The following is a 22059-nucleotide window of genomic DNA, read 5'->3' on the forward strand; positions in this document are numbered from 1 at the left end:
GGGCATCGGGGTATGCCCATCCGGGCTCGCTGCTGCCCGTTCCCTCATGCAGACTGACGACGTGGCCCACGTCACACCCACCGGACCGGGAGGAGGCGCGATGAAGGCGGACGAGCGTCAGCGCCAGATCCTGGTCCGGGCCCGCACCGACGGCCGGGTCGAGGTCGGCAGCCTCGCCGTGGACCTCGCCGTCGCCGAGGAGACCGTCCGCCGCGACCTGCGCGAGCTGGTCGAGCGCGGCGTGCTCCAGCGGGTGCACGGCGGCGCCTACCCGGTGGAGAGCGCCGGCTTCGAGAGCAACATCAAGCACCGCTCGACGTCGCTGGTCGCGGAGAAGCGACGCATCGCCGTGGCCGCTGCCGAGCGGCTGCACGGGGCGGAGACGATCTACGTCGACGAGGGCGTCACCCCGCAGTTCGTGGCCGAGGAGCTCGCGCCGGAGACCCCGATCACCGTGGTCACCTCCTCGCTCCTGGCGGCCAGCGCGCTGGCGGAGACCCCCAACGTGACGGTGCTCCTGCTCGGCGGCCGGATGCGCGGGCGGACGTTGGCGACCGTCGACCACTGGGCGCTGCGGATGCTCGGGGACCTGGTCATCGACCTCGCCTTCCTCGGCTCGAACGGCATCTCCCGCGAGCACGGCCTCACCACGCCGGACCCCGCCGTGGCGGCGGTCAAGAGCGCCGTCGTCGAGCGGTCCCGGCGCCGCGTCTTCGTCGGGCTGCACACCAAGTTCGGCGCGTCGTCCTTCTGCCGTTTCGCCGAGATCTCGGACTTCGAGGTCCTGGTCACCGACTCGGGGCTGAGCCTCAGCGAGGCCCGCCGGTTCGCCGTCCTGGGACCACAGGTGGTCCGCGCCTAGCACCAGCACCAGCACCAGCACCAGCACCAGCACCACAGATCAGCAGCAACGACCGAGAAACACACCGACTCCGGGCCACCTGGCCCGGGTATCGACCGGAGGTAGCAGTGGTGACCAGATCGACGAGAAGGATCGCGATGGCGCTGGCCCTGCCAGCAGTGGCCGGGCTCGCCTTGTCCGGTTGCGCCGGCGCGGGCGGCGGGGGCGGCGGGGGCGGGGGCGGCTCCAAGTCGATCAACGTCCTGATGGTGGGCAACCCGCAGATGGTGGACATCCAGAAGCTCACCAAGGACAGCTTCACCAAGGACACCGGGATCACGGTGAACTACACGGTGCTCCCGGAGAACGAGCTCCGCGACAAGGTCACCCAGGACGTCGCCACCGGGGCCGGTCAGTACGACGTGGCCACCGTCGGCGCCTACGAGGTGCCGATCTGGGCCGGGAACGACTGGCTGCACGAGGTGGACTCCTACGCCGACGGCGACTCGTCCTACGACAAGGCCGACCTGCTCAAGCCGATGGTGCAGTCGCTGTCCGGCGAGGACGGCAAGCTCTACGGCCTGCCGTTCTACGGTGAGTCCTCGTTCCTGATGTACCGCAAGGACGTGCTGCAGAAGAAGGGCATCACGATGCCCGAGCGGCCCACCTGGCAGCAGGTCGCCGACATCGCGGCCAAGGTCGACGGCGCCGAGCCCGGCATGAAGGGCATCTGCCTGCGCGGCCTGCCCGGCTGGGGCGAGATGTTCGCACCGCTGACCACCGTGGTGAACACCTTCGGAGGCACCTGGTTCGAGAAGGACTGGACGCCGAAGGTGAACGCCCCGGAGTTCAAGGCGGCGACCAACTTCTACGTGAACCTGATCAAGGCGCACGGCGAGCCCGGCGCCTCGCAGGCCGGCTTCACCGAGTGCCTCAACGCGCTCAGCCAGGGCAAGGTCGCCATGTGGTACGACGCCACGTCGGCCGCCGGCTCTCTCGAGGACCCGAAGGTCAGCAAGGTCGCCGGCAAGATCGGCTACGTGCAGGCGCCGGTCGAGAAGACCAAGGCCTCCGGCTGGCTGTGGACCTGGGCGTTCGTGATGCCCAAGACCACCAAGAACGCCGACAACGCCTCGAAGTTCATGCTCTGGGCGACCAGCAAGGACTACGAGAAGCTGGTCGGCGACAAGCTCGGCTGGTCCCGTGTGCCGGCCGGCAAGCGGGCGAGCACCTACGAGATCCCGGAGTACAAGAAGGCGGCCGCCGCGTTCGGGCCGCAGACGCTCCAGGCGATCGAGGAGGCCAACCCGGAGGACCCGGGCGTCCAGCCCCGGCCGACCGTCGGTGTCCAGTTCGTCGACATCCCGGAGTTCCAGGACCTCGGCACCAAGGTGAGCCAGGACATCGCGGCCGCCATCGCCGGACGCGGCACCGTCGACGACGCCCTCAACAAGGGCCAGGCCCTGGCCGAGGACGTCGCCAAGAAGCAGACCCAGTAGGTCCACGCCCCGGTGCGGGGCGGCCGGCCCGGCCGTCCGCCCCGCACCACGGGCTCCCCCGCACCCGCGTCGACCGCGCCCCTCACGTCCACACCCGGAGGAACCATGAGTGCCCAGGCGCCTACCGCCCACACTTCCGGCCACACGATGTCCCGCGGCGAGCGTTGGCGCCGGCGCGGGCCGCTGCTGCCGGCCCTGATCTTCACGATCGTGATCACGCAGATCCCGTTCCTGCTGACCATCGCGATCTCCACCCTGAACTGGAACGTGCTCGAGCCCGGGGAGAAGAACTTCCTCGGCATGGGCAACTACTCGTCGTTCGCGTGGTTCGACAACTACGTGACGGTGTTCACCGACACCCGGCTGCGGCACGCGGTGATCAACACCGTCGTGCTGACCGCCTCGGTGGTCGTGCTCAGCTCGCTGCTCGGGCTGGGGCTGGCGGTGCTCCTGGACCGGAAGTTCCGCGGCCGGGGCGTGGCCCGGACCCTGCTGATCGCACCGTTCCTGGTGATGCCGGTCGCGTCCGCGCTGGTCTGGAAGCACGCGCTCTACAACCCGGACTACGGCCTGTTCAACGGCGTCCTCAACTGGGTCTGGCAGCTCTTCGGTGCCGACCAGGGCCCGGTCATCGACTACGTGTCGAAGTTCCCGATGCCCGCGGTGATCGCTGCGCTCGTGTGGCAGTGGACGCCGTTCATGATGCTGATCCTGCTGGCCGGGCTGCAGTCCCAGCCGGGGGACGTGCTCGAGGCCGCGAAGATCGACCGCGCCGACGGCCGGCAGACCTTCCGCTACATCACGCTCCCGCACCTGCGCCAGTACATCGAGCTGTCGGCCCTGCTCGGCTCGATCTACGTCCTGCAGACGTTCGACGCGATCTTCACCATCACCCAGGGCGGCCCCGGCTCGGCCACCACGAACCTGCCCTACGAGATCTACCTGACCATGTTCCGCAAGTACGAGTACGGCGAAGCCGCCGCTGCGGGCGTCGTCGTGGTGATCGGCACGATCATCGTGGCCACCTTCGCGCTCCGCACCATCTCGTCGCTGTTCACAGAGGAGGCCTCACGATGACCGTCAGTGCCGACACCGAGAGAAACCCGTTCGCGCCCGAGGACGCCGCCGTCGCCCAGAAGCGCCGGCGCGCGCACAAGGTCAAGGAGGACACCTCCGCCAACGCCGGTGCCTGGTGGACGTTCTTCGCCTGGCTGCTGACCCTGGTGTTCTTCGCGCCGGTCGCGTGGATGGTGCTGACCTCCCTGCACCAGGAGTCCGACGCGGCGACCAACCCGCCGTCGATCTTCGCGCCGCTGACGCTGGAGAACTACGCGGCGGTGTTCAACCGCGGGGTCTCCTCGTTCCTGATCAACTCCCTGATGGCGAGCGTGATCTCGACGCTCTTCGTGCTGCTGCTCGCGGTGCCGGCGGCGTACGCGCTGTCGATCAAGCCGGTGGAGAAGTGGACGGACGTGATGTTCTTCTTCCTGTCCACCAAGTTCCTGCCCCCGATCGCCGCGCTGCTGCCGATCTACCTGATCGTCAAGCAGATCGGGATGCTCGACAACGTCTACACGCTGGTGTTCCTCTACACCTCGATGAACCTGCCGATCGCGATCTGGATGATGCAGTCCTTCCTCGCGGAGGTGCCCAAGGAGATCCTGGAGGCCGCCCAGGTCGACGGCGCCGGGCTGTTCCGCACGCTGGTCAGCATCGTCGCGCCGATCTCGGCCCCCGGGCTGGCCGCGACCAGCCTGATCTGCTTCATCTTCAGCTGGAACGAGTTCATGTTCGCGGTCAACCTCACCGCGACCCGGGCCTCGACGTCGCCGATCTTCCTGGTCGGCTTCATCTCCAGCCAGGGCCTGTTCCTGGCCAAGCTCTGCGCGGCCGCGACGCTGGTCTCGCTGCCGGTGCTGATCGCCGGGTTCGCCGCCCAGGACAAGCTGGTCCGAGGGTTGTCCCTCGGCGCCGTCAAGTGATCCGTCCCGTCCTGTCCCGCCGTCCCGGAAGGTCGCCACGACGATGCGTGTGAGTGTGCTGCTCGGAGCCCGCGACCTGGTCGTGGAGGAGCGTCCCGACCCGGTCCCCGGTCCGCACGAGGTGCTGGTGCGGGTGGCGTCGGTCGGGGTGTGCGGGTCGGACGTGCACTACTTCGAGCACGGCCGGATCGGCAGCCACGTCGTCGACTCGCCGCTCGTGCTCGGGCACGAGGCCTCCGGGGAGGTGGTCGGCGTCGGCTCCTCGGTGACCCGGCTGTCCCTCGGGCAACGGGTGTCGGTCGAGCCGGGCGTCCCGGACTTCACCTGCTCCCAGTGCCTGGCCGGTCGCTACAACCTCTGCGAGACCATGCGGTTCTACGCCACCCCGCCGATCGACGGGGCGTTCGCCGAGCTGGTCACCGTGCACGAGCAGTTCGCGCACCCGGTGCCGGACCGGATGACCGACGACGCGGCCGCCCTGCTCGAGCCGCTGTCGGTGGGGCTCTGGGCCTGCCGCAAGGGCGGGGTCCAGGCGGGCTCCCGGGTGCTGGTCACCGGTGCCGGACCGGTCGGGCTGGTGGCGATGCAGGCGGCGCTGGCCCTGGGCGCGGCCTCGGTGGTGGTCACGGACGTGAACCCGCACCGGCTGGCCCTGGCCCGGGAGCTCGGCGCGACCGACGCCCTCGACGTGGACGCGACGCCGGTCAGCGAGTCCGGGCTCGCGGTCGACGTGCTGCTGGAGTGCTCGGGCCACCCGGGTGCCACCGCCGACGCCCTCGGGGCCGTGGCGCCGGCCGGCACCGTCGTGCTGGTCGGCATGGGCGGCGACGAGATGACCCTGCCGGTCAGCCGGATCCAGGAGCGCGAGCTGACCGTCACCGGCACCTTCCGCTACGCGCACACCTGGCCGGCCGCGATCGCGCTGGCCGCCTCGGGACGGGTGCAGCTCGACCGCCTGGTCACCGGCCACTACGGGCTCGACCGAGTCGCCGAGGCGCTGAGCGTCGGCCGCGCCGACGTGCACGCCGTCAAGCCCGTCGTCCGGCCGGGCTCGTGAGCGCCGTGACACCGGACCTGGTCGCCCGGGCCCGGGCGCTGGCCGGGGCCGGCCGCGGGATCCTCGGCGTGTCCGGCGCCCCGGGTGCCGGCAAGTCCACGCTCGCCGCGGACCTCGTCGCGGCCCTGGGCGGGAGCGCCGTCGTCGTGCCCCTGGACGGCTTCCACCTGCACGACGCCGAGCTCGCCCGGCTCGGGCTGAGCGAGCGCAAGGGCTCCCCCGAGACCTTCGACGTCGCGGGCTACGTCGCGCTGCTGCGCCGGCTGCGCACCGAGACCGAGCACGTCGTCTACGCCCCCGAGTTCGACCGGTCCCGCGAGGAGTCGGTCGCCGGCGCCATCGCCGTACGCCCCGAGCACCGGCTGGTCGTCACCGAGGGCAACTACCTGCTGCTCGACGAGGACGGCTGGCGCGACGTGCTCCCGCTGCTCGACGAGTCCTGGTTCGTCGAGGGCGAGGAGAAGACCCGGCTCTCGCGCCTGGTGCGCCGGCACGTCGAGCACGGCAAGCCGCCCGACCTGGCCCGCCGCTGGGCCACCGAGTCCGACCAGGCCAACGCCGAGATCGTGGCCCGCACCCGCAAGGCCGCCGACGTCCTCGTCGAGATCGGCTGACCCCCCACGTCCGCACCGACCATCCCGAGTCCCCGGAGGGAACCATGCAGCAGCTGACCGCGCAGACCGTCGCCGAGCTCGGCGAGCAGGTGGCCGTGCCGACCTACGACCGGTCGCAGGTCACCACCGGCATCGTGCACTTCGGCGTCGGCGGCTTCCACCGCGCGCACCAGGCGATGTACGTCGACGCGCTGATGAACACCGGCCAGGCCCTGGACTGGGGCATCACCGGCGTCGGCCTGCTCCCCGGCGACCAGCGCATGCACGACGTGCTGCACGCCCAGGACTGCCTGTACACGCTGGTGGTCAAGGACCCCGACGGGACGATGCACCCCCGCGTGATCGGGTCCGTCGTCGACTACCTGTTCGCCCCCGACGACCCGGAGGCGGTGCTGCGGGTGATGTCCGACCCGGCGACCCGGATCGTGTCGCTGACCATCACCGAGGGCGGCTACCTGGTGAACCAGGCGACCGGCGAGTTCGACGCCGACGACCCATCCATCCAGCACGACCTCGCCGCGGGCGCCGTACCGTCCACGGCGTTCGGGTTCGTCACCGAGGCCCTCGCCCGGCGCCGCGCCGCCGGCGTCGAGCCGTTCACGGTGATGTCCTGCGACAACATCCAGGGCAACGGCGAGGTGGCGCACAAGATGATCGGCGCGTTCGCGCGGCTCAAGGACGCCGAGCTGGCCGGCTGGCTCGAGGAGCACGTCTCGTTCCCGAACTCGATGGTCGACCGGATCACGCCGGTGACCACCGACGCCGACCGCGCCCACCTCGCCGAGGAGTTCGGTGTCCAGGACGGCTGGCCGGTGGTCTGCGAGCCCTTCACCCAGTGGGCCCTCGAGGAGCGGTTCCCGACCGGGCGTCCGCCGTTCGAGGAGGTCGGCGTCCAGCTCGTGCCGGACGTGACGCCCTACGAGCTGATGAAGCTGCGGCTGCTCAACGCCAGCCACCAGGCGCTGGGCTACCTCGGCTACCTGGCCGGGTACCGCTACGCCCACGAGGTGTGCAGCGACGAGCTGTTCACCGGGTTCCTGCTCGGCTACATGGACGACGAGGCCACCCCGACCCTCGAGCCGGTCCCGGGCGTCGACCTCGACGCCTACAAGCACGAGCTGATCGCGCGGTTCGCGAACCCGGAGATCAAGGACACCCTGGCCCGGCTGTGCGCCGAGAGCTCCGACCGGATCCCGAAGTGGCTGGTTCCGGTGGTCCGCCAGGAGCTGGCCGCCGGCGGACCGGTCCGCCGCTCCGCGCTGGTGATCGCGGCCTGGGCGCGCTACGCCGAGGGCACCGACGAGCAGGGCGAGCCGATCGAGGTCGTGGACCGCCGCAAGGAGGCCGTGATGGCCCGGGCGGCCGCCCAGCACGAGGACCGGCTGGCGTTCCTGCGCGACCCCGACCTGTTCGGTGACCTCGTCGAGGACGAGCGCTTCACCGCGGAGTACGTCGCCGCCCTTGACTCCCTGGACAGGGTCGGCGCACGAAAGACGGTGGAGGCCTGGGAGGCCACCCCTCCCCAGCTGTAACGCGGGGTTATCGACGCTCCACCCGAGGTACGACGCGGGCAGACCGTCCACATCCCGCGCAAAGCCGCGCGCTCAGCGCCGCGCCGCGCGCCCGCGCGCCGCCGCGCGCACGCGCGCTCAGCGCGAGAACAGGGGGCGGCGCTCGCGGCGGCGACGGCGGCGGCGCGAGCGGCGTGCGGCGGAGCGGGCCATGTCCGCGGCGCCGACGAACCCGGCGTCCGGGCCGAGGGCGGCGCCGACGATCGACGGCTCGACCCGGTGACCGCGGCCCACCAGGGTGCGGGCGAACGCCTGCCGGGTCGGACCGAGCAGCAGGTCGCCGGCCGCCGACACCCCGCCGCCCACGATGATCGCGCTCGGGTCGAACGCGGCGGTCATCCCGGCCAGGCCCACGCCGAGCCAGGTGCCGATGTCGGCGAGCAGCTCGACGGCCAGGGGGTCCCCGGCCTGCGCGGCCTCGGTGACCAGCGGCCCGGTCAGCCGGGACACGTCGCCGTCGACCCGGGCCTTGAGGTCGTGGGCCACCGGCGAGTCGGCCAGCACCAGCTCGCGGGCGTCACGGACCAGCGCGTTGCCCGAGGCGTACTGCTCCCAGCAGCCCCGGTTGCCGCACTCACAGCGGTGCCCGTCCGGCACGACCTGCATGTGCCCGAACTCGCCGGCCATCCCGTTCTGGCCGCGGAACACCTTGTTGTCGATCACCAGCGCGCCGCCGATGCCGGTGCCCAGCGTGATGCACAGGACGTAGCGGTGGCCCACGCCCGCGCCGAACCGGCACTCCGCGAGCGCCGCGGTGTTCGCGTCGTTGTCCACCACCACCGGCACGGCGATCCGCTCCATGAGCGCGGCCCGCAGCGGCTCGTCGCGCCAGGCGAGGTGCGGCGAGAACAGCACGGTCGCCCGGGCGGCGTCGACGAACCCGGCCGCGCCGACCCCGACCGCCGCGACGTCGTACTGGGCGCTCAGCGTGTCGACGAGCTCGACGATGGTGTCCTCGACGTCGCGCACGCTGCGGCCGGGGGTGAGCCGGCGCTGGCTGGTGAGCACGGTGCCGAAGGAGTCCACGACGCCGCCCAGGACCTTGGTGCCGCCGATGTCGATGCCGATCGTCAGCGGGCCGGGTCGCCCGATCATCGCGCGTCGGGTGCCGTGGCGGTCGTTCTCGGGCATGGTCGCGAGACTACGCGGGCGTCATACTCCGTCCATGCGCGCACTCCGGCGGACGGCCGTCGTCGTCCTCACGCTCCTGGCGACCGTGCTGGTCGCCGTCCCCGGCCAGGCCGCCGACGGCACTGCGCAGGCGCAGCGCCGGTTGAACGCGCTCGGCTGCGACGCCGGACCGGTCGACGGCCGCGCCGGCACCTGGACGCGGACCGCCGTGGTCCGCTTCCAGGCCGCCAACCGGCTCGCGCAGAGCGGCTCGCTGACCGCGTCCACCCGGTCCCGGCTGTACGGCGCGGCGCCGGTGCGCTGCACCGCGCGACCCGTGCCGGGCCCCCGGACCGGGCGCCGGGTCGTGGTCAGCCAGACCCAGAACTGGGTGTGGCTGGTGCGCGCCGACGGCCGGGTGCTGGCCCAGGGCGGCGTCGTGGACAACCCGCGCTACCTGCGGCCCGGCACCTACACCGCGGGCGCCAAGTGCGGCCGCGCCGCTCGGATCCGGGACAACTCGGACGCCAGCGGGCGCCTGCGGCTGCACCACTTCACGCGGTTCGCGGCCTGCGGGATCGGCTTCCACCAGATCCCGCAGTACCGCTCGACCGGCGCGCAGATCCACGCGGACTTCCTGCTCGGCACCGACGAGGCCGAGTCGCACGGCTGCGTCCGGGTCAGCCGGGCGATGTCGCAGAGGATCTGGGACTTCGCCACCGCCGGCACGAAGATCGTCGTGCTGCGCTGACCCGGACCGCCGAGGTCACTCCGGGACGTAGTTGAACGTGTCCGGGTCCGGGCCGGTCCGCTCGCCCCGGTCCAGCGCGGTGATGTCGGTCATGTCGGTGCCGGAGAGCTCGAAGTCGAAGAGGTCGAAGTTCTCCTCCACCCGCGAGCGGGTCACCGACTTGGGGAACACGATGTCGCCGCGCTGCAGGTGCCAGCGCAGGGTGACCTGGGCCGGGGTCTTGCCGACGTTCTCAGCGATCCGCACGATCGTCGGGTCGTCGAGGACCTTGCCCTGCGCGATCGGCGACCACGCCTCGGTGGCGATGCCGTGCTCGGCGTCGAAGGCGCGCACCTCGTCGTTGGCGAGGTAGGGGTGCACCTCGATCTGGTTGACGGCCGGCGTCACGCTGGTCTCGCCGTGGATCCGGCGCAGGTGGGTCGGCTGGAAGTTCGAGACGCCGATGGCCCGGACGCGGCCGGAGGCGTACATCGTCTCCATCGCCTTCCAGGTCTCCACGAAGTCGCCGACACCAGGCAGCGGCCAGTGCACCAGGAACAGGTCGAGGTACTCGATGTCCAGGTCCGCGAGCGTCTGGTCGAAGGCGCCGAGCGCGTCGTCGTACGCGTGGAAGCTGTTGTTGAGCTTGCTGGTCACGAAGAGCTCGCCCCGGTCGATGCCAGAGGCGCGGACGGCCTCGCCGACCTGCTTCTCGTTGCCGTACATCTCGGCGGTGTCGATGTGCCGGTAGCCGACCTCGAGGGCCGCCAGCGTGGCGTCCTTGGTCTTCTCCGGCTCGATCTGGAACACCCCGAAGCCGAGCTGCGGGATCTCCACCCCGTTGTTGAGCGTGAGGTTCGGTACGACGGTCATGTGACTCCTTCTCGGTCGCGGATGCGTCCTCGCGGTACCCAACACGGCCGCGTCGACGCGTCATTCCGGGTGTGGGGTGTCGAATACTGGGCCCATGCACCCGATCCGACGCCTCCTGCCCGTCGTCGCCCTCACCGGGGCGGCCCTCGCCCTGTCGGGCTGCGGCGGCGACACCTCGTCCGGCACCGGCGACGCCGGCTCGACGACCACCGTCACCGCGACCCCGTCGAGAGACGCCTCGGCCTCACCCTCGGCAGGGGACTCGGGCTCCTCCGCGCCCGCCAGCCCCCGGGGCCCGGCGGGCTGCACCACGGCGGACCTCGAGGTGACGCTGTCGGCCGGCGAGGGCGCGGCGGGCTCGACGTTCTACGCGGTGCGGCTGACCAACTCCTCCGACAGCCCCTGCCGCACCGGCGGGTTCGGCGGGGTCTCGCTGGTCGGCGCGGGCGGCCGGCAGATCGGGGCCCCGGCGGACCGGACGGCGAAGGAGACCGCCACCCGGATCACGCTGCGCCCCGGCCAGGCGGCCGAGGCGACCCTGCAGGTGGCCACCGCCGAGAACTTCCCGGCGGGCCGGTGCCGGCCGGCGCGGGCGAAGGGTTTCCGGGTCTACCCCCCCGACGAGACCCACTCGGTGTTCCTCGCCCGCCCCACGACGGCCTGCCGCAACGCGAGCGTGCACCTGCTGAGCCTGAAGCCCTACCAGCGCGCGGCGTGAGGTTGCCGCGGTCGGGTACACCGGGGACATGACGTTCCCCCCTGAGCAGGCTCATGACCACCGCCACCGCGTCGTACGGCGTCTACGCCCTCGCCGTGCCGCGGCACCTCGGCAACGCGGTCGACCCCAAGCACGCCGCCGACTACGACCTGCTCGCCCGCACGTACGGCGCCCGCGACCTCGCGATCAGCAGCGTCGGCCTGCTGGCGAAGTCGCCGAAGGCAGTCACCGCCGCGATGACGATCCGGATCCTCTGCGACGTCGCGGACGGGCTGCTGCTCTCCGGCCGGGCCGCGGACGCGCAGACCCGTCAGAAGGTGCTCGGCGTGACGCTCGGCTGGGCGACGCTGAACGCGCTCGCGCTCGGCACCGACCGGCGGCGCGCCCGCAGTTGACCGGCCTGCGGGTCAGGCGGAGTCCTGCGAGGCACCCCGCGCCGCGTCGCGCATGAACGCGAGGATCTCGTCCTGCTCGGGCGTGGTCCCGCGCCCCGCAGCCGGGGCGATCCCGTCGACGTGCGCGATCAGCGGGATGTCCGGCTCCCCGTCCTCGGCGACCTTGGCCATCGCCCACCGGGAGAACGCCGGGGCCGCCACGACCCCGCTCTCGAGGACGGTGACCGCCTCGTGCCGGGGATCCCGCGCGATGTGCTCGAACAGCTCGCGCACGGCAGCCTCCTCCCCTTCGAGGACCTGGACGAAGGTCTCCTCGGTCAGCAGCAGGGCACCGCAGATGTGCCGTTGCTTGTTCTGCGAGCGGGCGACCCCGAAGAGGTCACCGAGCTCTTTCTTCCGCCCCTCCTCGGGGATCAGGTCCCGGCTCCGGTAGATCAGCCGGAAGGTCGTCGCAGGCACGTCGCTGGGCATGGACACTCCTCCTCACGCCGACCGCGACCGCACCGGGGAGACCGGGCGGTCGGGACGTCGGGGCCCATCCTGGACGCCGCCGCCCCGCCCTCCTGTCTCAACGTGCGACGGGCCCGTCTCAGTGCCCCAGCCAGTCGCGGACGGCGGCCCCGTGCTGGTCCAGCGTCGGCGGCGCGGAGTGCTCGTCGCGGGTCACCTCGTCGCCGTGCCGGTCGAAGAAGCGCAGCGGCGGCCCGGGCAGGGTGACCCGCCCCAGCGTCCCGTGCTCGACCTCGATCGTGAGGCCCTGGCTGGCGACCTGGTCCCAGGCGTAGACGTCGTCGAGCGTGCGCACCTTGCCCGCGGGGATGCCGACCTCGGCGAGCCGGGCCAGCAGCGGCTCGGCGTCGTACCCGGCGAAGGCCGCCTCGACGAACGCGATCGTCTGCTCGCGGTGGGCCACCCGGTCCGGGTTGGTCTCCAGGCCGGGGGTCGCCGGGTCCAGCTCGAACCCGGCGCAGAACCGGCGCCACAGGTTCTCGCTGCCCAGCGCGATCTGCACGGTGCCGTCGGCGCAGTGGAACAGGCCGTAGGGCGCGATCGAGGCGTGGTGGTTGCCCTGCGCGTGGCCGACCTCGCCGGCGACGGTCCACCGGGTGCCCTGGAAGGCGTGCACCCCGACCGTCGCGGCGAGCAGCGAGGTCCGCACGACGGTGCCCACCCCGGTGCGCTCCCGCTCGAGCAGCGCGGCGAGCACGCCGTACGCGCCGTACATCCCGGCGAGCAGGTCGGCGATGGGCACGCCCACCTTCTGCGGGTCCTCGGGGCCGGAGCCGGTCAGCGACATCAGGCCGGCCTCGCCCTGCGCGATCTGGTCGTAGCCGGCCCGGCCGCCCTCGGGGCCGTCGTGCCCGAACCCGGTGATCGACAGCACCACCAGCCGGGGGTTCAGCTCCTGCAGGCTCTCGAAGCCGAGCCCGAGCCGGTCCAGCACGCCGGTGCGGAAGTTCTCCACGAGCACGTCGGCCCGGCGGACCAGGTCGAGCAGCACCGCCTTGTCGTCGGCGGCCTTGAGGTCGAGGGTGACCGACTCCTTGTTGCGGTTCGCCGAGAGGAAGTACGTCGACTCGCGGACCTCGCCGCCGGGCGGGTCGACGAACGGCGGGCCCCAGCCGCGGGTGTCGTCGCCGGACGCGGGGACCTCGACCTTGATCACCCGGGCCCCGAGGTCGCCGAGCATCATCGTGGCGTGCGGGCCGGCCAGCGCCCGCGTCAGGTCGACGACCAGGGTGCCGTCCAGCGGGCCGGTGCTGCCCATCAGACCCACCCGGGCAGGACCACGGCGGCCCAGACGAGCAGCGGTCCGACGACCACCACGATCGCGCTGTAGGTGAGGATCTGCTTGTAGAACCGCTCCTCGCTGATCGTGTCCGGCCGGTTCGCGACCATCAGCGCACCGTTGGTGGAGAACGGGCTCACGTCGACGATCGTGGAGGACACCGCGAGCGCGGCGACCAGGCCGATCGCGCTGACCCCGCCGCCGGTGATCAGCGGGATCGCGATCGGGATGATGATCGGCAGCAGGGCCGTCGAGGACGCGAACGCGGAGACCACCCCGCCGACGTAGCAGAGGATCAGCGCCCCGAGGACGGCCGCGCCGAGCCCGGCGGCCCACTTGCCGACGTACTCCGGCGCACCCGCGGTCTCCAGGATCGCCGCGAACGTGCTGACCCCGGCGACCAGCAGGACCGTGGCCCAGGCGATCTGGCCGACGGCGCCCTTCTGCTGCTTGGGGAACAGCGCGGTGAGGATGACCGCGGCGGTGATCGCGGTGAAGCCGATGTTCTTGTCGAAGACCAGCGCCACCACGGCGACGGCCACGAACGCGACCAGCGTGACGACCTGGTCCAGCACCACCTTGGGCGGTGCCGAGGTCTGCGGGGCGAGCGTGCCCACGGCACCGCCGCGGTCGGGGGCGTCGCCGGTCCCGAGCGTGGTGCGGTCGCGGTGGGCGGAGGAGCCCGCGTGCACCGCCGCCGCGCCGGTCCCTGCGCCGGTCCCCGCGCCGGTCTCCGGGTCGTCGTACATCTCGTTCGCGTCGATGCGGCGCGACAGCAGGTCCTTGCCGCCGAGCACCACGAACAGCACGACCGCGATCAGCAGGTTGACCACCAGGCTGGTCAGGAAGACGGTGACCTCGCCGACCGGGAGGTCGTTGTCGCGCATCACCGAGTTGGTGATCGTGCCGTAGATGCTGATCGGCGAGAAGCCGCCGGCCTGCGCGCCGTGCACCACGAACATGCCCATCAGCAGCGGGTTGATCTTGTAGCGGCCGGCGAAGCCGAGCGCGATCGGGCCGATGATCGCGCAGGCCGCCGGGCTCGCGGCGCCCATGGCGGTCAGCAGCGCGGTGACGAAGAACATCACCCACGGGATCAGCGCCACCCGGCCACCGACGGCCTGCACCGCCTTGCGCACGATCAGGTCCACGGTGCCGTTGTTGCGGGCGATCGCGAACAGGTAGGTGACCCCGACGAGCGTGAGGATCAGGTCGCCGCTGATGCCGGCGATGATCTCCTTCTCGTCCAGGCCGAGGGAGTACATGCCCACCAGCCAGGCCGCGACGAACGCCAGCGCGCCCATGTTGATCGGCAGGACGGTGCCGACGACGAACAGCGCGACGAGCGCCAGGATGGATACCCATTCAGGGGACATGCGGTTTCCTTGCTTCCCGAGGGGTGACCGTGGTCACATGAGGATCAGTGGCCTAGCCAATAGGCCAATGCCCGATCTGTCAATAAGGTGACCCCGTGCCCGAGACGAACGCTTTGCGACCGGTGACCCGACCGCGCCTCTACGAGCAGGTGGCGCAGCGGATCCTCGGGTGGGTCCGCGAGAACGGCCTGCAGGTCGGCGACCGGCTCCCGCCCGAGCGCGAGCTGGCCACCCGGCTCGGCGTCTCCCGGGCCACCGTCAGCCAGGCGCTCGTGGCGATGGAGGTCGTCGGGGTGGTCGCGGTCCGGCACGGCGACGGAGCGGTGCTGGTGGACTCCTCGGGTACGTCGAAGGTGGTCGACGCCCTGCGCCGGCACGCCCGGCAGCTGCCCGAGGTCATCGAGGCCCGCGAGGCCCTGGAGTCCAAGCTGGCCGGCCTCGCCGCCACCCGGCGCAGCGAGGCCGACCTGGCGCGCATCGACGACGCGCTCGCCGTGATGGCCGCCGACATCGACGCCGGCGGCCGGGGCGTGGAGGGCGACGAGCTGTTCCACGCGGCCGTGACCGCCGCCGGCCACTCCGCGCTCCTGGAGCGCCTGATGGGCGAGATCGCCGACCTGGTCCGGGAGAGCCGGATCGAGTCGCTCTCCCAGCCCGAGCGGCCGCGGGAATCCCTGGAGGGGCACCGCCGCATCGCCGCCGCGATCCGCGACCGGGACGCCCCGGGCGCCACCGCGGCGATGAGCGACCACGTCGAGCGGGTCAGCGACGTCGCGCTGCTCCGGGGCTGACGGCCCGCATGGACCTCCCCTTCGTGCTGGCGGTGCTGGCCGCCGGCTTCGGCGCGGGCTTCGTGCTGACCGCGGTCGGCGCCGGGTCGCTGGTCAGCTTCCCGATCCTGGTCGGCGCCGGCCTGTCCCCGCTGGTCGCCAACGTCTGCAACAACGTCGGGCTGGTGCCCGGCGGGCTCACCGGGGCGTTCGGGTTCCGGCGCGAGCTGGCCGGCCACCGGGCACTGGTGCTGCGGGTCGCCACCACCAGCGCGGTCGGCGCCCTGCTCGGCGCGGTGCTGCTCCTCGCGCTGCCGCCCGGGGCGTTCAGCCAGGTCGTGCCGTGGCTGGTGCTGGGGTCCGCGACCCTCGTCGGGCTCGGCCCGTTCATCGCCTCCGCGGTGCGCCGCCGGGCGGTCCGGCTCGGCGTGGAGGTGGCCGACGACCGGGTCGTGATGGGCCCCCGGCTGACCGGGCTGTCCGCGCTGATCGGGGTGTACGGCGGGTACTTCGGCGCGGCCCAGGGCGTGCTGCTCGTCGCGGTCCTGGCGCTCGGTCTCGACGTACCCCTGTCGGCGGTGAACGGCCTGAAGAACGTCGCGGTGGCGGCCGCCAACGTCGCGGCCACGCTCGTCTTCGTGTTCTTCGCGCCGCTGGACTGGCCCGTGGTGGGGCTGATCGCGATCGGCTCGGTGGTCGGCGGCTGGCTCGGCGCTCACCTCGGCCGCCGGCTGCCCCCGACCGTGTTCCGGGTGCTGGTCGTCGTCTTCGGCTGGGCGGTAGGCCTGAAGCTCCTGCTGTCCTGACCCGCCCCCGCTTGTAACGCGGGGTTATGGACGCTCCACCCACGGCGTACCGCGTGCGAACCGTCCAGAGCGCGTGCGGAGCCGGTCGGCGTACGGCGTCGGCCCCGCTGGTCGTGGGCTGTGGACGGTTCGCGAGCGTCATACCTCGGGTCCAGCGTCCATGACCCCGCGTTACAAGCGGCGGGGGGAGGGGTCAGGCGACCGGGGCGGACTCGCGCTCCCTGTCCCCCGCCGGGGCGCCCTGGCCCTCGAAGTCCTTGGCCCGGATCAGCAGCAGCGACAGCAGCCCGGCCACCAGCGCGATCACCGCGGCGATCGTGGTGATGTGGTTCAGCGCGTCGACGAAGCTCTGCGTCGAGGCCTGCGCGAGCGTCGCGCGGACGCTGTCCGGGGCCTGCGCCAGGACGGCCTTGATCTGCCCGTTGGTCACCGCCGCGGCGACCTGGTCGGCCCGGCCCGCCGCCGGGGTGCCCGCCAAAGCGTCCTGGATCCCGCTGGCGACCTGGTGGGCGAAGATCGAGCCGAGCGCGGCGATGCCGGTGGCGATGCCGACCTGCCGGAACGTCGAGTTCACGCCCGAGGCCATCCCGGCCCGCTCGGGGCGTACGACGCCCACCGCCGTCGAGGCCAGCGGCACGTTGATGAAGCCGATGCCCAGGCCCGCCACGACCAGCCCGGGGATCAGGTGCGTCCAGTCGGAGGTGACGGTGATGCCGCGCATCAGGAACAGCCCGAGCGAGGCGACCAGGAAGCCCGGCCCGATCAGGAACTTGGTCGGGACGTGGCTGGTCAGCCGGCCCGCGATGATCGCCGCCACGAACGACATCCCGGACAGGAACAGGAACCGCACGCCGGCCTCGACCGCGGAGTAGCCGAGCACGTTCTGCACGTAGATGATCAGGTAGGTCAGCAGCGAGAACACCGACGCCGACACCCCGAGCGCGGCGACCAGGCCGCCGACGAACGTCGGCTTGCGGAGCAGCCCGAGGTCGAACATCGGCTTGTCCTGGAGCAGCTGGCTGACCACGAAGGACACCAGCAGCACGCCGCTCGCCACGAAGCTGCCGACCACCAGCGAGTCGCCCCAGCCGTCGACGCCGCCGCGGATCAGCGCGAGCACCAGCAGGCCGAGGCCCGAGCTGAAGGTCACGAAGCCGATCCAGTCCGGCCGGCCGGCGTGCGGGTCGCTGCTCTCCTCGACCTTGGTCAGCGTGACGGCCAGCGCCAGCACGCAGATCGGGATGTTCACCCAGAAGATCCAGTGCCAGGACAGGCCGCTGGTCAGCACGCCGCCGAGCACCGGGCCGACCGCGACCGCGACGCCCGTGGTGGCGCCGAAGTACGCGAACGCCGTACCCCGCTCGCGGCCGTGGAACGCGCCGGACAGCAGCGCGAGCGCGGTGGCGAACATGACCGCGCCGCCGACGCCCTGCGCGGCGCGGGCCAGCGACAGGAACAGCACCGTCGGCGCGAGGCCGCAGAACAGCGACCCGATCGTGAACACCAGCGTGCCGATCGCGAACAGCCGCTTGCGGCCGTAGCGGTCGGCGAGCGAACCCGCGGTCAGCTGCAGCGCGGCGAGCGTCAGCGCGTAGGCGTCGATCACCCACTGCAGGTCCGACAGCGACGCACCCAGGTCGCGCTGGATGTCGGGCAGCGCGACGTTCACGATCGTGATGTCGAGCAGCAGCATGAACACGCCCGTGCACACCGCGACCAGGGTCCACCACTTGCCGGCCATGTCGGTCTCCGTCTGCGTCAATTCGTCAGGGAGCAAATCATCAAGGACTGAATGATTGCCTCGTGTACGGTAACCGGCCATGGAGGAGTCGGCAAGAAGGGCAGCGCTGTCCGACCTCTACTCCCTGCCCGGGCACCTGCTCTGGCGCTCGTCCGCCCGGGTCGGGGCAGAGATCGCGCTGCTGCTCCCGGGGCGCGCGGACCTGCACGCGTACGCCGCCCTGCAGGCCCTCGCCCAGGACGAGCCGCTCTCCCAGCAGAGGCTCGCGAACATGTGCGGCGTCAGCGGCACCACGATGACCTCGGTCGCCGAGGCGCTGCAGCGCGACGGCCTCGCCGAGCGGCTCCGCAACCCGGACGACCGGCGCTCCTACGCCCTCACGCGTACGACGGCCGGGCGGGCCGCCGTGCGCCGCTGGGAACCGGACGTCCGCGGTCTCGAGGCCCGGCTCACCGCGCCGCTCACCGACACCGAGGTGCTCCGGCTGCGCCGGCACCTGTCCTCGCTGGTCGGCGACCAGCTCGACGAGCGCACCCCGCAGGCGCTGCTCGACAGCACCGGGTTCCTGATCACCCGCAGCCACGCCGTGATCCACCGCGAGCTGCTCACCGCCCTCGAGCCGCTCGGCATCGAGCCCCGGCACTTCGGGACGATGCGCGCGCTGCGGGCCGCCGGCCAGGTCACCCAGGGACAGCTCGGCGCCCTGCTCGACGTCAGTCCCGCGTCCGTCGTACAGATCGTGGACCACCTGGAGGACCTCGGCCTCGTCGAGCGGCAGCGCGACCCCGCCGACCGGCGCGCCTACCGGCTGCACCTGCTGCCGCCCTCCGCGGCGGTCCTCGCCGAGGCGTCGGCCGTCGCGGACACCCTCAACGACGACCGGTACGGCGGCCCCCGCACCCGGCCCCGCGTCGAGCTGGTGCGGCTGCTGCAGAAGTTCCTCGCGGCGCCCGTCGACCACTGAGGGCGTCCGATTTCGCCCGTCAGTGACACACACGCTAAACTTCCCGAGTTCCGCGCGCCTGTAGCTCAACGGATAGAGCATCTGACTACGGATCAGAAGGTTAGGGGTTCGAATCCCTTCAGGCGCACCACGCAAAGCCCAGGCCACTCTCGCCAGTGACCTGGGCTCTTGTGCGCTGGGGCGAGTCGAGCGAGAACCTCCGGGCGGACCCGGGACGCGGCCACCCATGAGCTAGCAGCAGCCAGCTCACATCCGCCCCTCCCCGCAGATCCCGCCGACCATGTCGAGAGCCGTGGCTGCCGTGGCAGGTCCCTGCGCGGTCCGGTCGGAACCAGCCCGGAAACGTCCATGCAAACGACGTCCGGTGGACGGATCGAGAGGACGGGCGTCATCGCGAGCTGCTCCGCCGTGATCGAGACCTGAGTCGCGGCACTTGAGACCCTCACCGACGTGCGGCTGGCCGGGGACCGAGATGGAGAGCTTGGCGAGATCATTCGGGACGTACCCCAAAGGTCAGAAGTTCGCCATCTCTGTGACTCGACACTTCCCGGCGGAGGCGGAGGGGGATGCGGATCGACGACTCGACCGCCCGGAGCACGTCAGCGAGCTGCGCCGTAACGCCCACGGGACCGGCATGTGGCCCAACTGTCATTCACGCGCGTACGTCGGCGCACGACTTGTCGTGAGTCATCACGCGTCGAAGTCGACGATGACGCGGTCGGTCACTGGGTGCGCCTGGCACGCGAGGACGTAGCCCGCGCCGAGCTCGTTCCTGTCGAGAGCGGAGCACCGGTCCATTTCCACGGACCCTTCCACGACCTTCACCCGACACGTGGCACACACGCCATCCGAGCAGGAGTACGGCAAGTCAGGCCGCAGTGGCAACGCCGCCGCCAGGATCGTGGCGCCACGAGAGGACAGCTCGAAGTTGAGTTCCTCGTCATCGATGCGTACAGACACGTTGCTCACGACCAAGGGCCGATCTTGGGCGGCGTCGATGTCCTCGGTGTCCGTGGCGCTGAAGTACTCGCGAAGGATCCTCTCCTCCGAGAGCCCACAGTCGAGCAGCGTTGCCGTGACAAAGTCGATCAAGCCGGCGGGCCCGCACATGATCCACTGGTCCACTGGGCCGGCGGCAGAGTCAACTGCCAACCAGGCCTCCAAGCAGGCGCGGTCCAACCTCTCCGGGGGTCCGAGGGCGGTTGCCACCGCGTCATCCCAATAGTGAATGACGGAGAGACGAGGGCCGAACCTCACGCACAAGGCGTCCAGTTCGTCCATGAACATCGTCGACCGTCGACTCCGATTCGCATACAGCAGGGTGAACCGGCTCCGCGGTTCTGCGCCCAGAATGGTTGCCGCCATGGAGAGGATCGGGGTGATCCCGCTCCCGCCGGCCACCGCTACATAGTGCTTGTCGGCGAGCGGATCCAGCTCGGTCGTGAAGCGACCGGTGGGTGTCATCACCCGGAGTTCGTCATCGACGCGGAGCCGGCTGGTGGCGTAAGTCGAGAATCGGCCATCCGCTACGCGGCGGATGGCAATCCGGAGAGCGTCGCTGTCGGCTGGGGAACAGATCGAGTAGGAGCGTCGGATCTCTTGGCCTCCGTCGTCATGCACGATGGCGACATGTTGGCCATGCTTGAACCGGTATGCCTCACGCAAGTGTTCGGGTACGGCGAGCGTGACGACGACGGCGTCGTCAGTCTGAACTTCCACATCGCTGACACGGAGCGTGTGCAACGAAGGGCGGCCGCGCCGATGCGCTTGGAAGGCTGCGACCTGCTCGCGATTGTGGCTCAGAAGCGGCATGGGTTAGTTCTCCTTGTAGGCCATGCAACGGGCCGACCGTGGTCCAAAGGGCAAGGGCCCGAGGACCACGGTCGGCCCGATCACACTTTGGTCAGACGTCGATTCCGGTCAGCCTCTTCGCCATGTACTTCTGAAAGGTCCAGATCGGACGCTCAAGAGGTGAGAGTGCACCGCCCTGACGGGCCTGGTCGGACTTCAGCATGCCCTGGATTCCAGTGACCATCGCGGAGTCCTCCTCCTGGATCTGCCGCAGCCAGTCCTTCATCTCGCCGCGAATCTTCCCCAGATCCGGGTGGTCCATCTTCGACTCGTGCACGCAGACAGCCAGATCGAACTTGTGCGAGTCCGGGCCGGTCGGCCACCACTTCGCAACCAGAAGCACGTCGGGACCCGGGGAGAACCACATGGTCGGGTAGATCCCTACCAGCAAGGAGTGCGAGCGTTGGAAGGCCGACAGCCCATCGATCGACGGAAGCGCCAGAGGCTGGAGGTAGTGCCCGTCCTCCTCGCCAGTCGCGCCCTCCTGGCTCACGAACATCCGCTGGTAGTAGAAGAACTCCGACTCGGTCGTGTCCGCATCGACAAGATGGGCCGGCCACAGCGGCTCAATTGACTCCTTGTGGGCGCCTTGGTGGTGGTAGGCCTCACGACCGTTGTCCATGGCCAGCTTCCAAGTCGTCGGGACTTCGGGCCAGTCCAAACGGTCGAGCATCTTCCACTCGTCCAGCCGGTAGGGCGCCAGCAGCGCGTCCATCTCGGAGAAACGGGGAGCGAGCGGCTCCGCATTGGGGTCGAAGTTCATGAACACGAAGCCGTTCCACACCTCGGTGGCGTAGGTCGCGAGGTTGTACGACCCACACGCCCGCTCGCGCTCGAACAGGGTGCTTCCGGTCATCAACGGGGCACCGGTGAGCTGTCCTTCGGTGTTGAACGCCCACGAGTGATAGGGGCAGACGAAGGATTCGGTGTTGCCGGCCTCGGCGCCCTTCTCCCGCTCCTCGAAGAGCAGGTCCATGAACCGGTGAGGACACACGCGGGAAAAGGCCCGGATCTGCATGTCCTTGCCGCGCACGAGCACGACCGGCTCGCCCGCGATCTCCGCCGCGAACCAGTCGCCCGGGTTCTCGATCTCGTCGGTGCGACACAGATAGAGCCAGTCCTTCTTGAAGATGCGCTCGACCTCGAGGTCGTAGAGGTCGTGGCTGGTGTAGTACTCGGAGGGCAGGAGCTGGGCCTCCTCCAGCGGGCGCGACGCGTACTCGACGATGAGGTCGAGCAGTTCCTGCACGTTCGTCGTCATCGGCGATGCCTTTGACTTGCTCCCGTTCCGCTCCGCGTGCGGGTGGATCTCGTTCTGCTGCGTGACCATAGGTCCTCCTTCTGGTTCTGGACAGAAAATGTGTGGGTGCCG

General features: G+C 71.0%; 21 protein-coding genes and 1 tRNA gene. 14 read left to right on the top strand and 8 right to left on the bottom strand.

The genetic code is table 11. The features are described from left to right. The first annotated feature begins 100 nt into the window (after window positions 1-100). The 7 genes from KRR39_RS19145 to KRR39_RS19175 all read left to right on the top strand — a co-directional run bounded on the left by KRR39_RS19145 (window position 101) and on the right by KRR39_RS19175 (window position 7525). Window positions 101-862 (top strand): DeoR/GlpR family DNA-binding transcription regulator, encoded by a 762-nt coding sequence (locus tag KRR39_RS19145; RefSeq protein WP_216939037.1) that lies wholly within the window; start codon window positions 101-103, stop codon window positions 860-862. Between the two features lie 137 nt (window positions 863-999). Then, window positions 1000-2340 (top strand): ABC transporter substrate-binding protein, encoded by a 1341-nt coding sequence (locus KRR39_RS19150; protein ID WP_216939038.1) that lies wholly within the window; start codon window positions 1000-1002, stop codon window positions 2338-2340. 147 nt (window positions 2341-2487) lie between these two features. Next, complete coding sequence (locus tag KRR39_RS19155; protein ID WP_254185268.1) at window positions 2488-3417, top strand: carbohydrate ABC transporter permease; 930 nt, start codon at window positions 2488-2490, stop codon at window positions 3415-3417. Then, window positions 3414-4322, top strand: a complete 909-nt coding sequence (locus tag KRR39_RS19160) for a carbohydrate ABC transporter permease (protein ID WP_216939040.1) — start codon at window positions 3414-3416, stop codon at window positions 4320-4322. Before KRR39_RS19155 ends, KRR39_RS19160 begins: the two co-directional genes overlap by 4 nt. A 43-nt stretch (window positions 4323-4365) precedes the next feature. Beyond that, window positions 4366-5379 carry an NAD(P)-dependent alcohol dehydrogenase gene (locus tag KRR39_RS19165; RefSeq protein ID WP_216939041.1) on the top strand — a complete coding sequence of 338 codons (1014 nt, stop codon included), beginning with the start codon at window positions 4366-4368 and terminating at the stop codon, window positions 5377-5379. After that, window positions 5376-5993: a nucleoside/nucleotide kinase family protein gene (locus KRR39_RS19170; RefSeq protein WP_254185269.1), complete on the top strand. Its 618-nt coding sequence runs from the start codon at window positions 5376-5378 to the stop codon at window positions 5991-5993. The genes KRR39_RS19165 and KRR39_RS19170 overlap by 4 nt, the downstream gene beginning before the upstream one ends. Before the next feature lie 44 nt (window positions 5994-6037). Next, window positions 6038-7525, top strand: a complete 1488-nt coding sequence (locus KRR39_RS19175) for a mannitol dehydrogenase family protein (protein ID WP_216939042.1) — start codon at window positions 6038-6040, stop codon at window positions 7523-7525. Between the two features lie 117 nt (window positions 7526-7642). Here KRR39_RS19175 and KRR39_RS19180 read toward each other — a convergent pair whose 3' ends face one another. Then, complete coding sequence (locus tag KRR39_RS19180; protein WP_254185270.1) at window positions 7643-8695, bottom strand: ROK family glucokinase; 1053 nt, start codon at window positions 8693-8695, stop codon at window positions 7643-7645. 34 nt (window positions 8696-8729) lie between these two features. On the opposite strand from KRR39_RS19180, the gene KRR39_RS19185 reads away from it, so the two are divergent. Then, window positions 8730-9425: a L,D-transpeptidase family protein gene (locus KRR39_RS19185; RefSeq protein ID WP_216939043.1), complete on the top strand. Its 696-nt coding sequence runs from the start codon at window positions 8730-8732 to the stop codon at window positions 9423-9425. A gap of 15 nt (window positions 9426-9440) precedes the next feature. Here the strand turns inward: KRR39_RS19185 and KRR39_RS19190 are convergent, their stop codons facing one another. Continuing rightward, window positions 9441-10277 (bottom strand): aldo/keto reductase, encoded by an 837-nt coding sequence (locus KRR39_RS19190; RefSeq protein ID WP_216939044.1) that lies wholly within the window; start codon window positions 10275-10277, stop codon window positions 9441-9443. Between the two features lie 94 nt (window positions 10278-10371). On the opposite strand from KRR39_RS19190, the gene KRR39_RS19195 reads away from it, so the two are divergent. Next, a complete protein-coding gene (locus tag KRR39_RS19195; protein ID WP_216939045.1) occupies window positions 10372-10995 on the top strand; it encodes a DUF4232 domain-containing protein in 624 nt (207 codons plus the stop codon). Window positions 10996-11048: 53 nt separating this feature from the next. Further along, window positions 11049-11390 carry a hypothetical protein gene (locus tag KRR39_RS19200; RefSeq protein ID WP_216939046.1) on the top strand — a complete coding sequence of 114 codons (342 nt, stop codon included), beginning with the start codon at window positions 11049-11051 and terminating at the stop codon, window positions 11388-11390. A 12-nt stretch (window positions 11391-11402) separates the two neighbouring features. On the opposite strand, the gene KRR39_RS19205 is transcribed toward KRR39_RS19200, so the two are convergent. From KRR39_RS19205 to KRR39_RS19215, 3 genes are all read right to left on the bottom strand, one after another. Next, the gene (locus KRR39_RS19205; protein ID WP_216939047.1) at window positions 11403-11861 is read right to left on the bottom strand and encodes a BLUF domain-containing protein; all 459 of its coding nucleotides are present in this window, start codon (window positions 11859-11861) and stop codon (window positions 11403-11405) included. Window positions 11862-11979: 118 nt separating this feature from the next. Beyond that, entirely contained in the window at window positions 11980-13158 is a 1179-nt protein-coding gene (locus KRR39_RS19210; protein ID WP_216939048.1) for a CaiB/BaiF CoA transferase family protein, read from the bottom strand. Continuing rightward, the gene (locus KRR39_RS19215) at window positions 13158-14555 is read right to left on the bottom strand and encodes an SLC13 family permease (RefSeq protein WP_216939049.1); all 1398 of its coding nucleotides are present in this window, start codon (window positions 14553-14555) and stop codon (window positions 13158-13160) included. Before KRR39_RS19215 ends, KRR39_RS19210 begins: the two co-directional genes overlap by 1 nt. A gap of 122 nt (window positions 14556-14677) precedes the next feature. Between KRR39_RS19215 and KRR39_RS19220 the strand changes: the two genes are divergently transcribed. Further along, a complete protein-coding gene (locus KRR39_RS19220) occupies window positions 14678-15346 on the top strand; it encodes a FadR/GntR family transcriptional regulator (protein WP_254185271.1) in 669 nt (222 codons plus the stop codon). Between the two features lie 8 nt (window positions 15347-15354). Then, window positions 15355-16131 carry a sulfite exporter TauE/SafE family protein gene (locus tag KRR39_RS19225; protein ID WP_216939051.1) on the top strand — a complete coding sequence of 259 codons (777 nt, stop codon included), beginning with the start codon at window positions 15355-15357 and terminating at the stop codon, window positions 16129-16131. A gap of 193 nt (window positions 16132-16324) precedes the next feature. Here KRR39_RS19225 and KRR39_RS19230 read toward each other — a convergent pair whose 3' ends face one another. Continuing rightward, a complete protein-coding gene (locus KRR39_RS19230; RefSeq protein ID WP_254185272.1) occupies window positions 16325-17893 on the bottom strand; it encodes an MFS transporter in 1569 nt (522 codons plus the stop codon). A 58-nt stretch (window positions 17894-17951) separates the two neighbouring features. On the opposite strand from KRR39_RS19230, the gene KRR39_RS19235 reads away from it, so the two are divergent. Together KRR39_RS19235 and KRR39_RS19240 are read left to right on the top strand one after the other, a co-directional pair. Then, window positions 17952-18836 (top strand): MarR family winged helix-turn-helix transcriptional regulator, encoded by an 885-nt coding sequence (locus tag KRR39_RS19235; protein ID WP_216939052.1) that lies wholly within the window; start codon window positions 17952-17954, stop codon window positions 18834-18836. 54 nt (window positions 18837-18890) lie between these two features. Beyond that, window positions 18891-18966 (top strand) — tRNA-Arg (locus KRR39_RS19240). Between the two features lie 560 nt (window positions 18967-19526). On the opposite strand, the gene KRR39_RS19245 is transcribed toward KRR39_RS19240, so the two are convergent. Together KRR39_RS19245 and KRR39_RS19250 are read right to left on the bottom strand one after the other, a co-directional pair. Further along, window positions 19527-20648, bottom strand: a complete 1122-nt coding sequence (locus tag KRR39_RS19245) for a 2Fe-2S iron-sulfur cluster-binding protein (RefSeq protein ID WP_216939053.1) — start codon at window positions 20646-20648, stop codon at window positions 19527-19529. 91 nt (window positions 20649-20739) lie between these two features. Next, window positions 20740-22017, bottom strand: coding sequence for an aromatic ring-hydroxylating oxygenase subunit alpha (locus KRR39_RS19250; RefSeq protein WP_216939054.1), 1278 nt, complete (start codon window positions 22015-22017; stop codon window positions 20740-20742). Window positions 22018-22059 lie beyond the last annotated feature (42 nt).

Origin of the sequence: Nocardioides panacis, from assembly GCF_019039255.1 — a bacterium.
Classification (GTDB): Bacteria; Actinomycetota; Actinomycetes; order Propionibacteriales; family Nocardioidaceae; genus Nocardioides_B; species Nocardioides_B panacis.

Coding starts and splice junctions, on each gene's coding strand:
- KRR39_RS19165 (WP_216939041.1), top strand. CDS start 4,366: ATGCGTGTGAGTGTGCTGCTCGGAGCCCGCGACCTGGTCGTGGAGGAG.
- KRR39_RS19210 (WP_216939048.1), bottom strand. CDS start 13,158: ATGGGCAGCACCGGCCCGCTGGACGGCACCCTGGTCGTCGACCTGACG.
- KRR39_RS19195 (WP_216939045.1), top strand. CDS start 10,372: ATGCACCCGATCCGACGCCTCCTGCCCGTCGTCGCCCTCACCGGGGCG.
- KRR39_RS19175 (WP_216939042.1), top strand. CDS start 6,038: ATGCAGCAGCTGACCGCGCAGACCGTCGCCGAGCTCGGCGAGCAGGTG.
- KRR39_RS19190 (WP_216939044.1), bottom strand. CDS start 10,277: ATGACCGTCGTACCGAACCTCACGCTCAACAACGGGGTGGAGATCCCG.
- KRR39_RS19185 (WP_216939043.1), top strand. CDS start 8,730: ATGCGCGCACTCCGGCGGACGGCCGTCGTCGTCCTCACGCTCCTGGCG.
- KRR39_RS19250 (WP_216939054.1), bottom strand. CDS start 22,017: ATGGTCACGCAGCAGAACGAGATCCACCCGCACGCGGAGCGGAACGGG.
- KRR39_RS19245 (WP_216939053.1), bottom strand. CDS start 20,648: ATGCCGCTTCTGAGCCACAATCGCGAGCAGGTCGCAGCCTTCCAAGCG.
- KRR39_RS19235 (WP_216939052.1), top strand. CDS start 17,952: ATGGAGGAGTCGGCAAGAAGGGCAGCGCTGTCCGACCTCTACTCCCTG.
- KRR39_RS19180 (WP_254185270.1), bottom strand. CDS start 8,695: ATGCCCGAGAACGACCGCCACGGCACCCGACGCGCGATGATCGGGCGA.
- KRR39_RS19155 (WP_254185268.1), top strand. CDS start 2,488: ATGTCCCGCGGCGAGCGTTGGCGCCGGCGCGGGCCGCTGCTGCCGGCC.
- KRR39_RS19225 (WP_216939051.1), top strand. CDS start 15,355: ATGGACCTCCCCTTCGTGCTGGCGGTGCTGGCCGCCGGCTTCGGCGCG.
- KRR39_RS19205 (WP_216939047.1), bottom strand. CDS start 11,861: ATGCCCAGCGACGTGCCTGCGACGACCTTCCGGCTGATCTACCGGAGC.
- KRR39_RS19200 (WP_216939046.1), top strand. CDS start 11,049: ATGACCACCGCCACCGCGTCGTACGGCGTCTACGCCCTCGCCGTGCCG.
- KRR39_RS19215 (WP_216939049.1), bottom strand. CDS start 14,555: ATGTCCCCTGAATGGGTATCCATCCTGGCGCTCGTCGCGCTGTTCGTC.
- KRR39_RS19160 (WP_216939040.1), top strand. CDS start 3,414: ATGACCGTCAGTGCCGACACCGAGAGAAACCCGTTCGCGCCCGAGGAC.
- KRR39_RS19150 (WP_216939038.1), top strand. CDS start 1,000: ATGGCGCTGGCCCTGCCAGCAGTGGCCGGGCTCGCCTTGTCCGGTTGC.
- KRR39_RS19145 (WP_216939037.1), top strand. CDS start 101: ATGAAGGCGGACGAGCGTCAGCGCCAGATCCTGGTCCGGGCCCGCACC.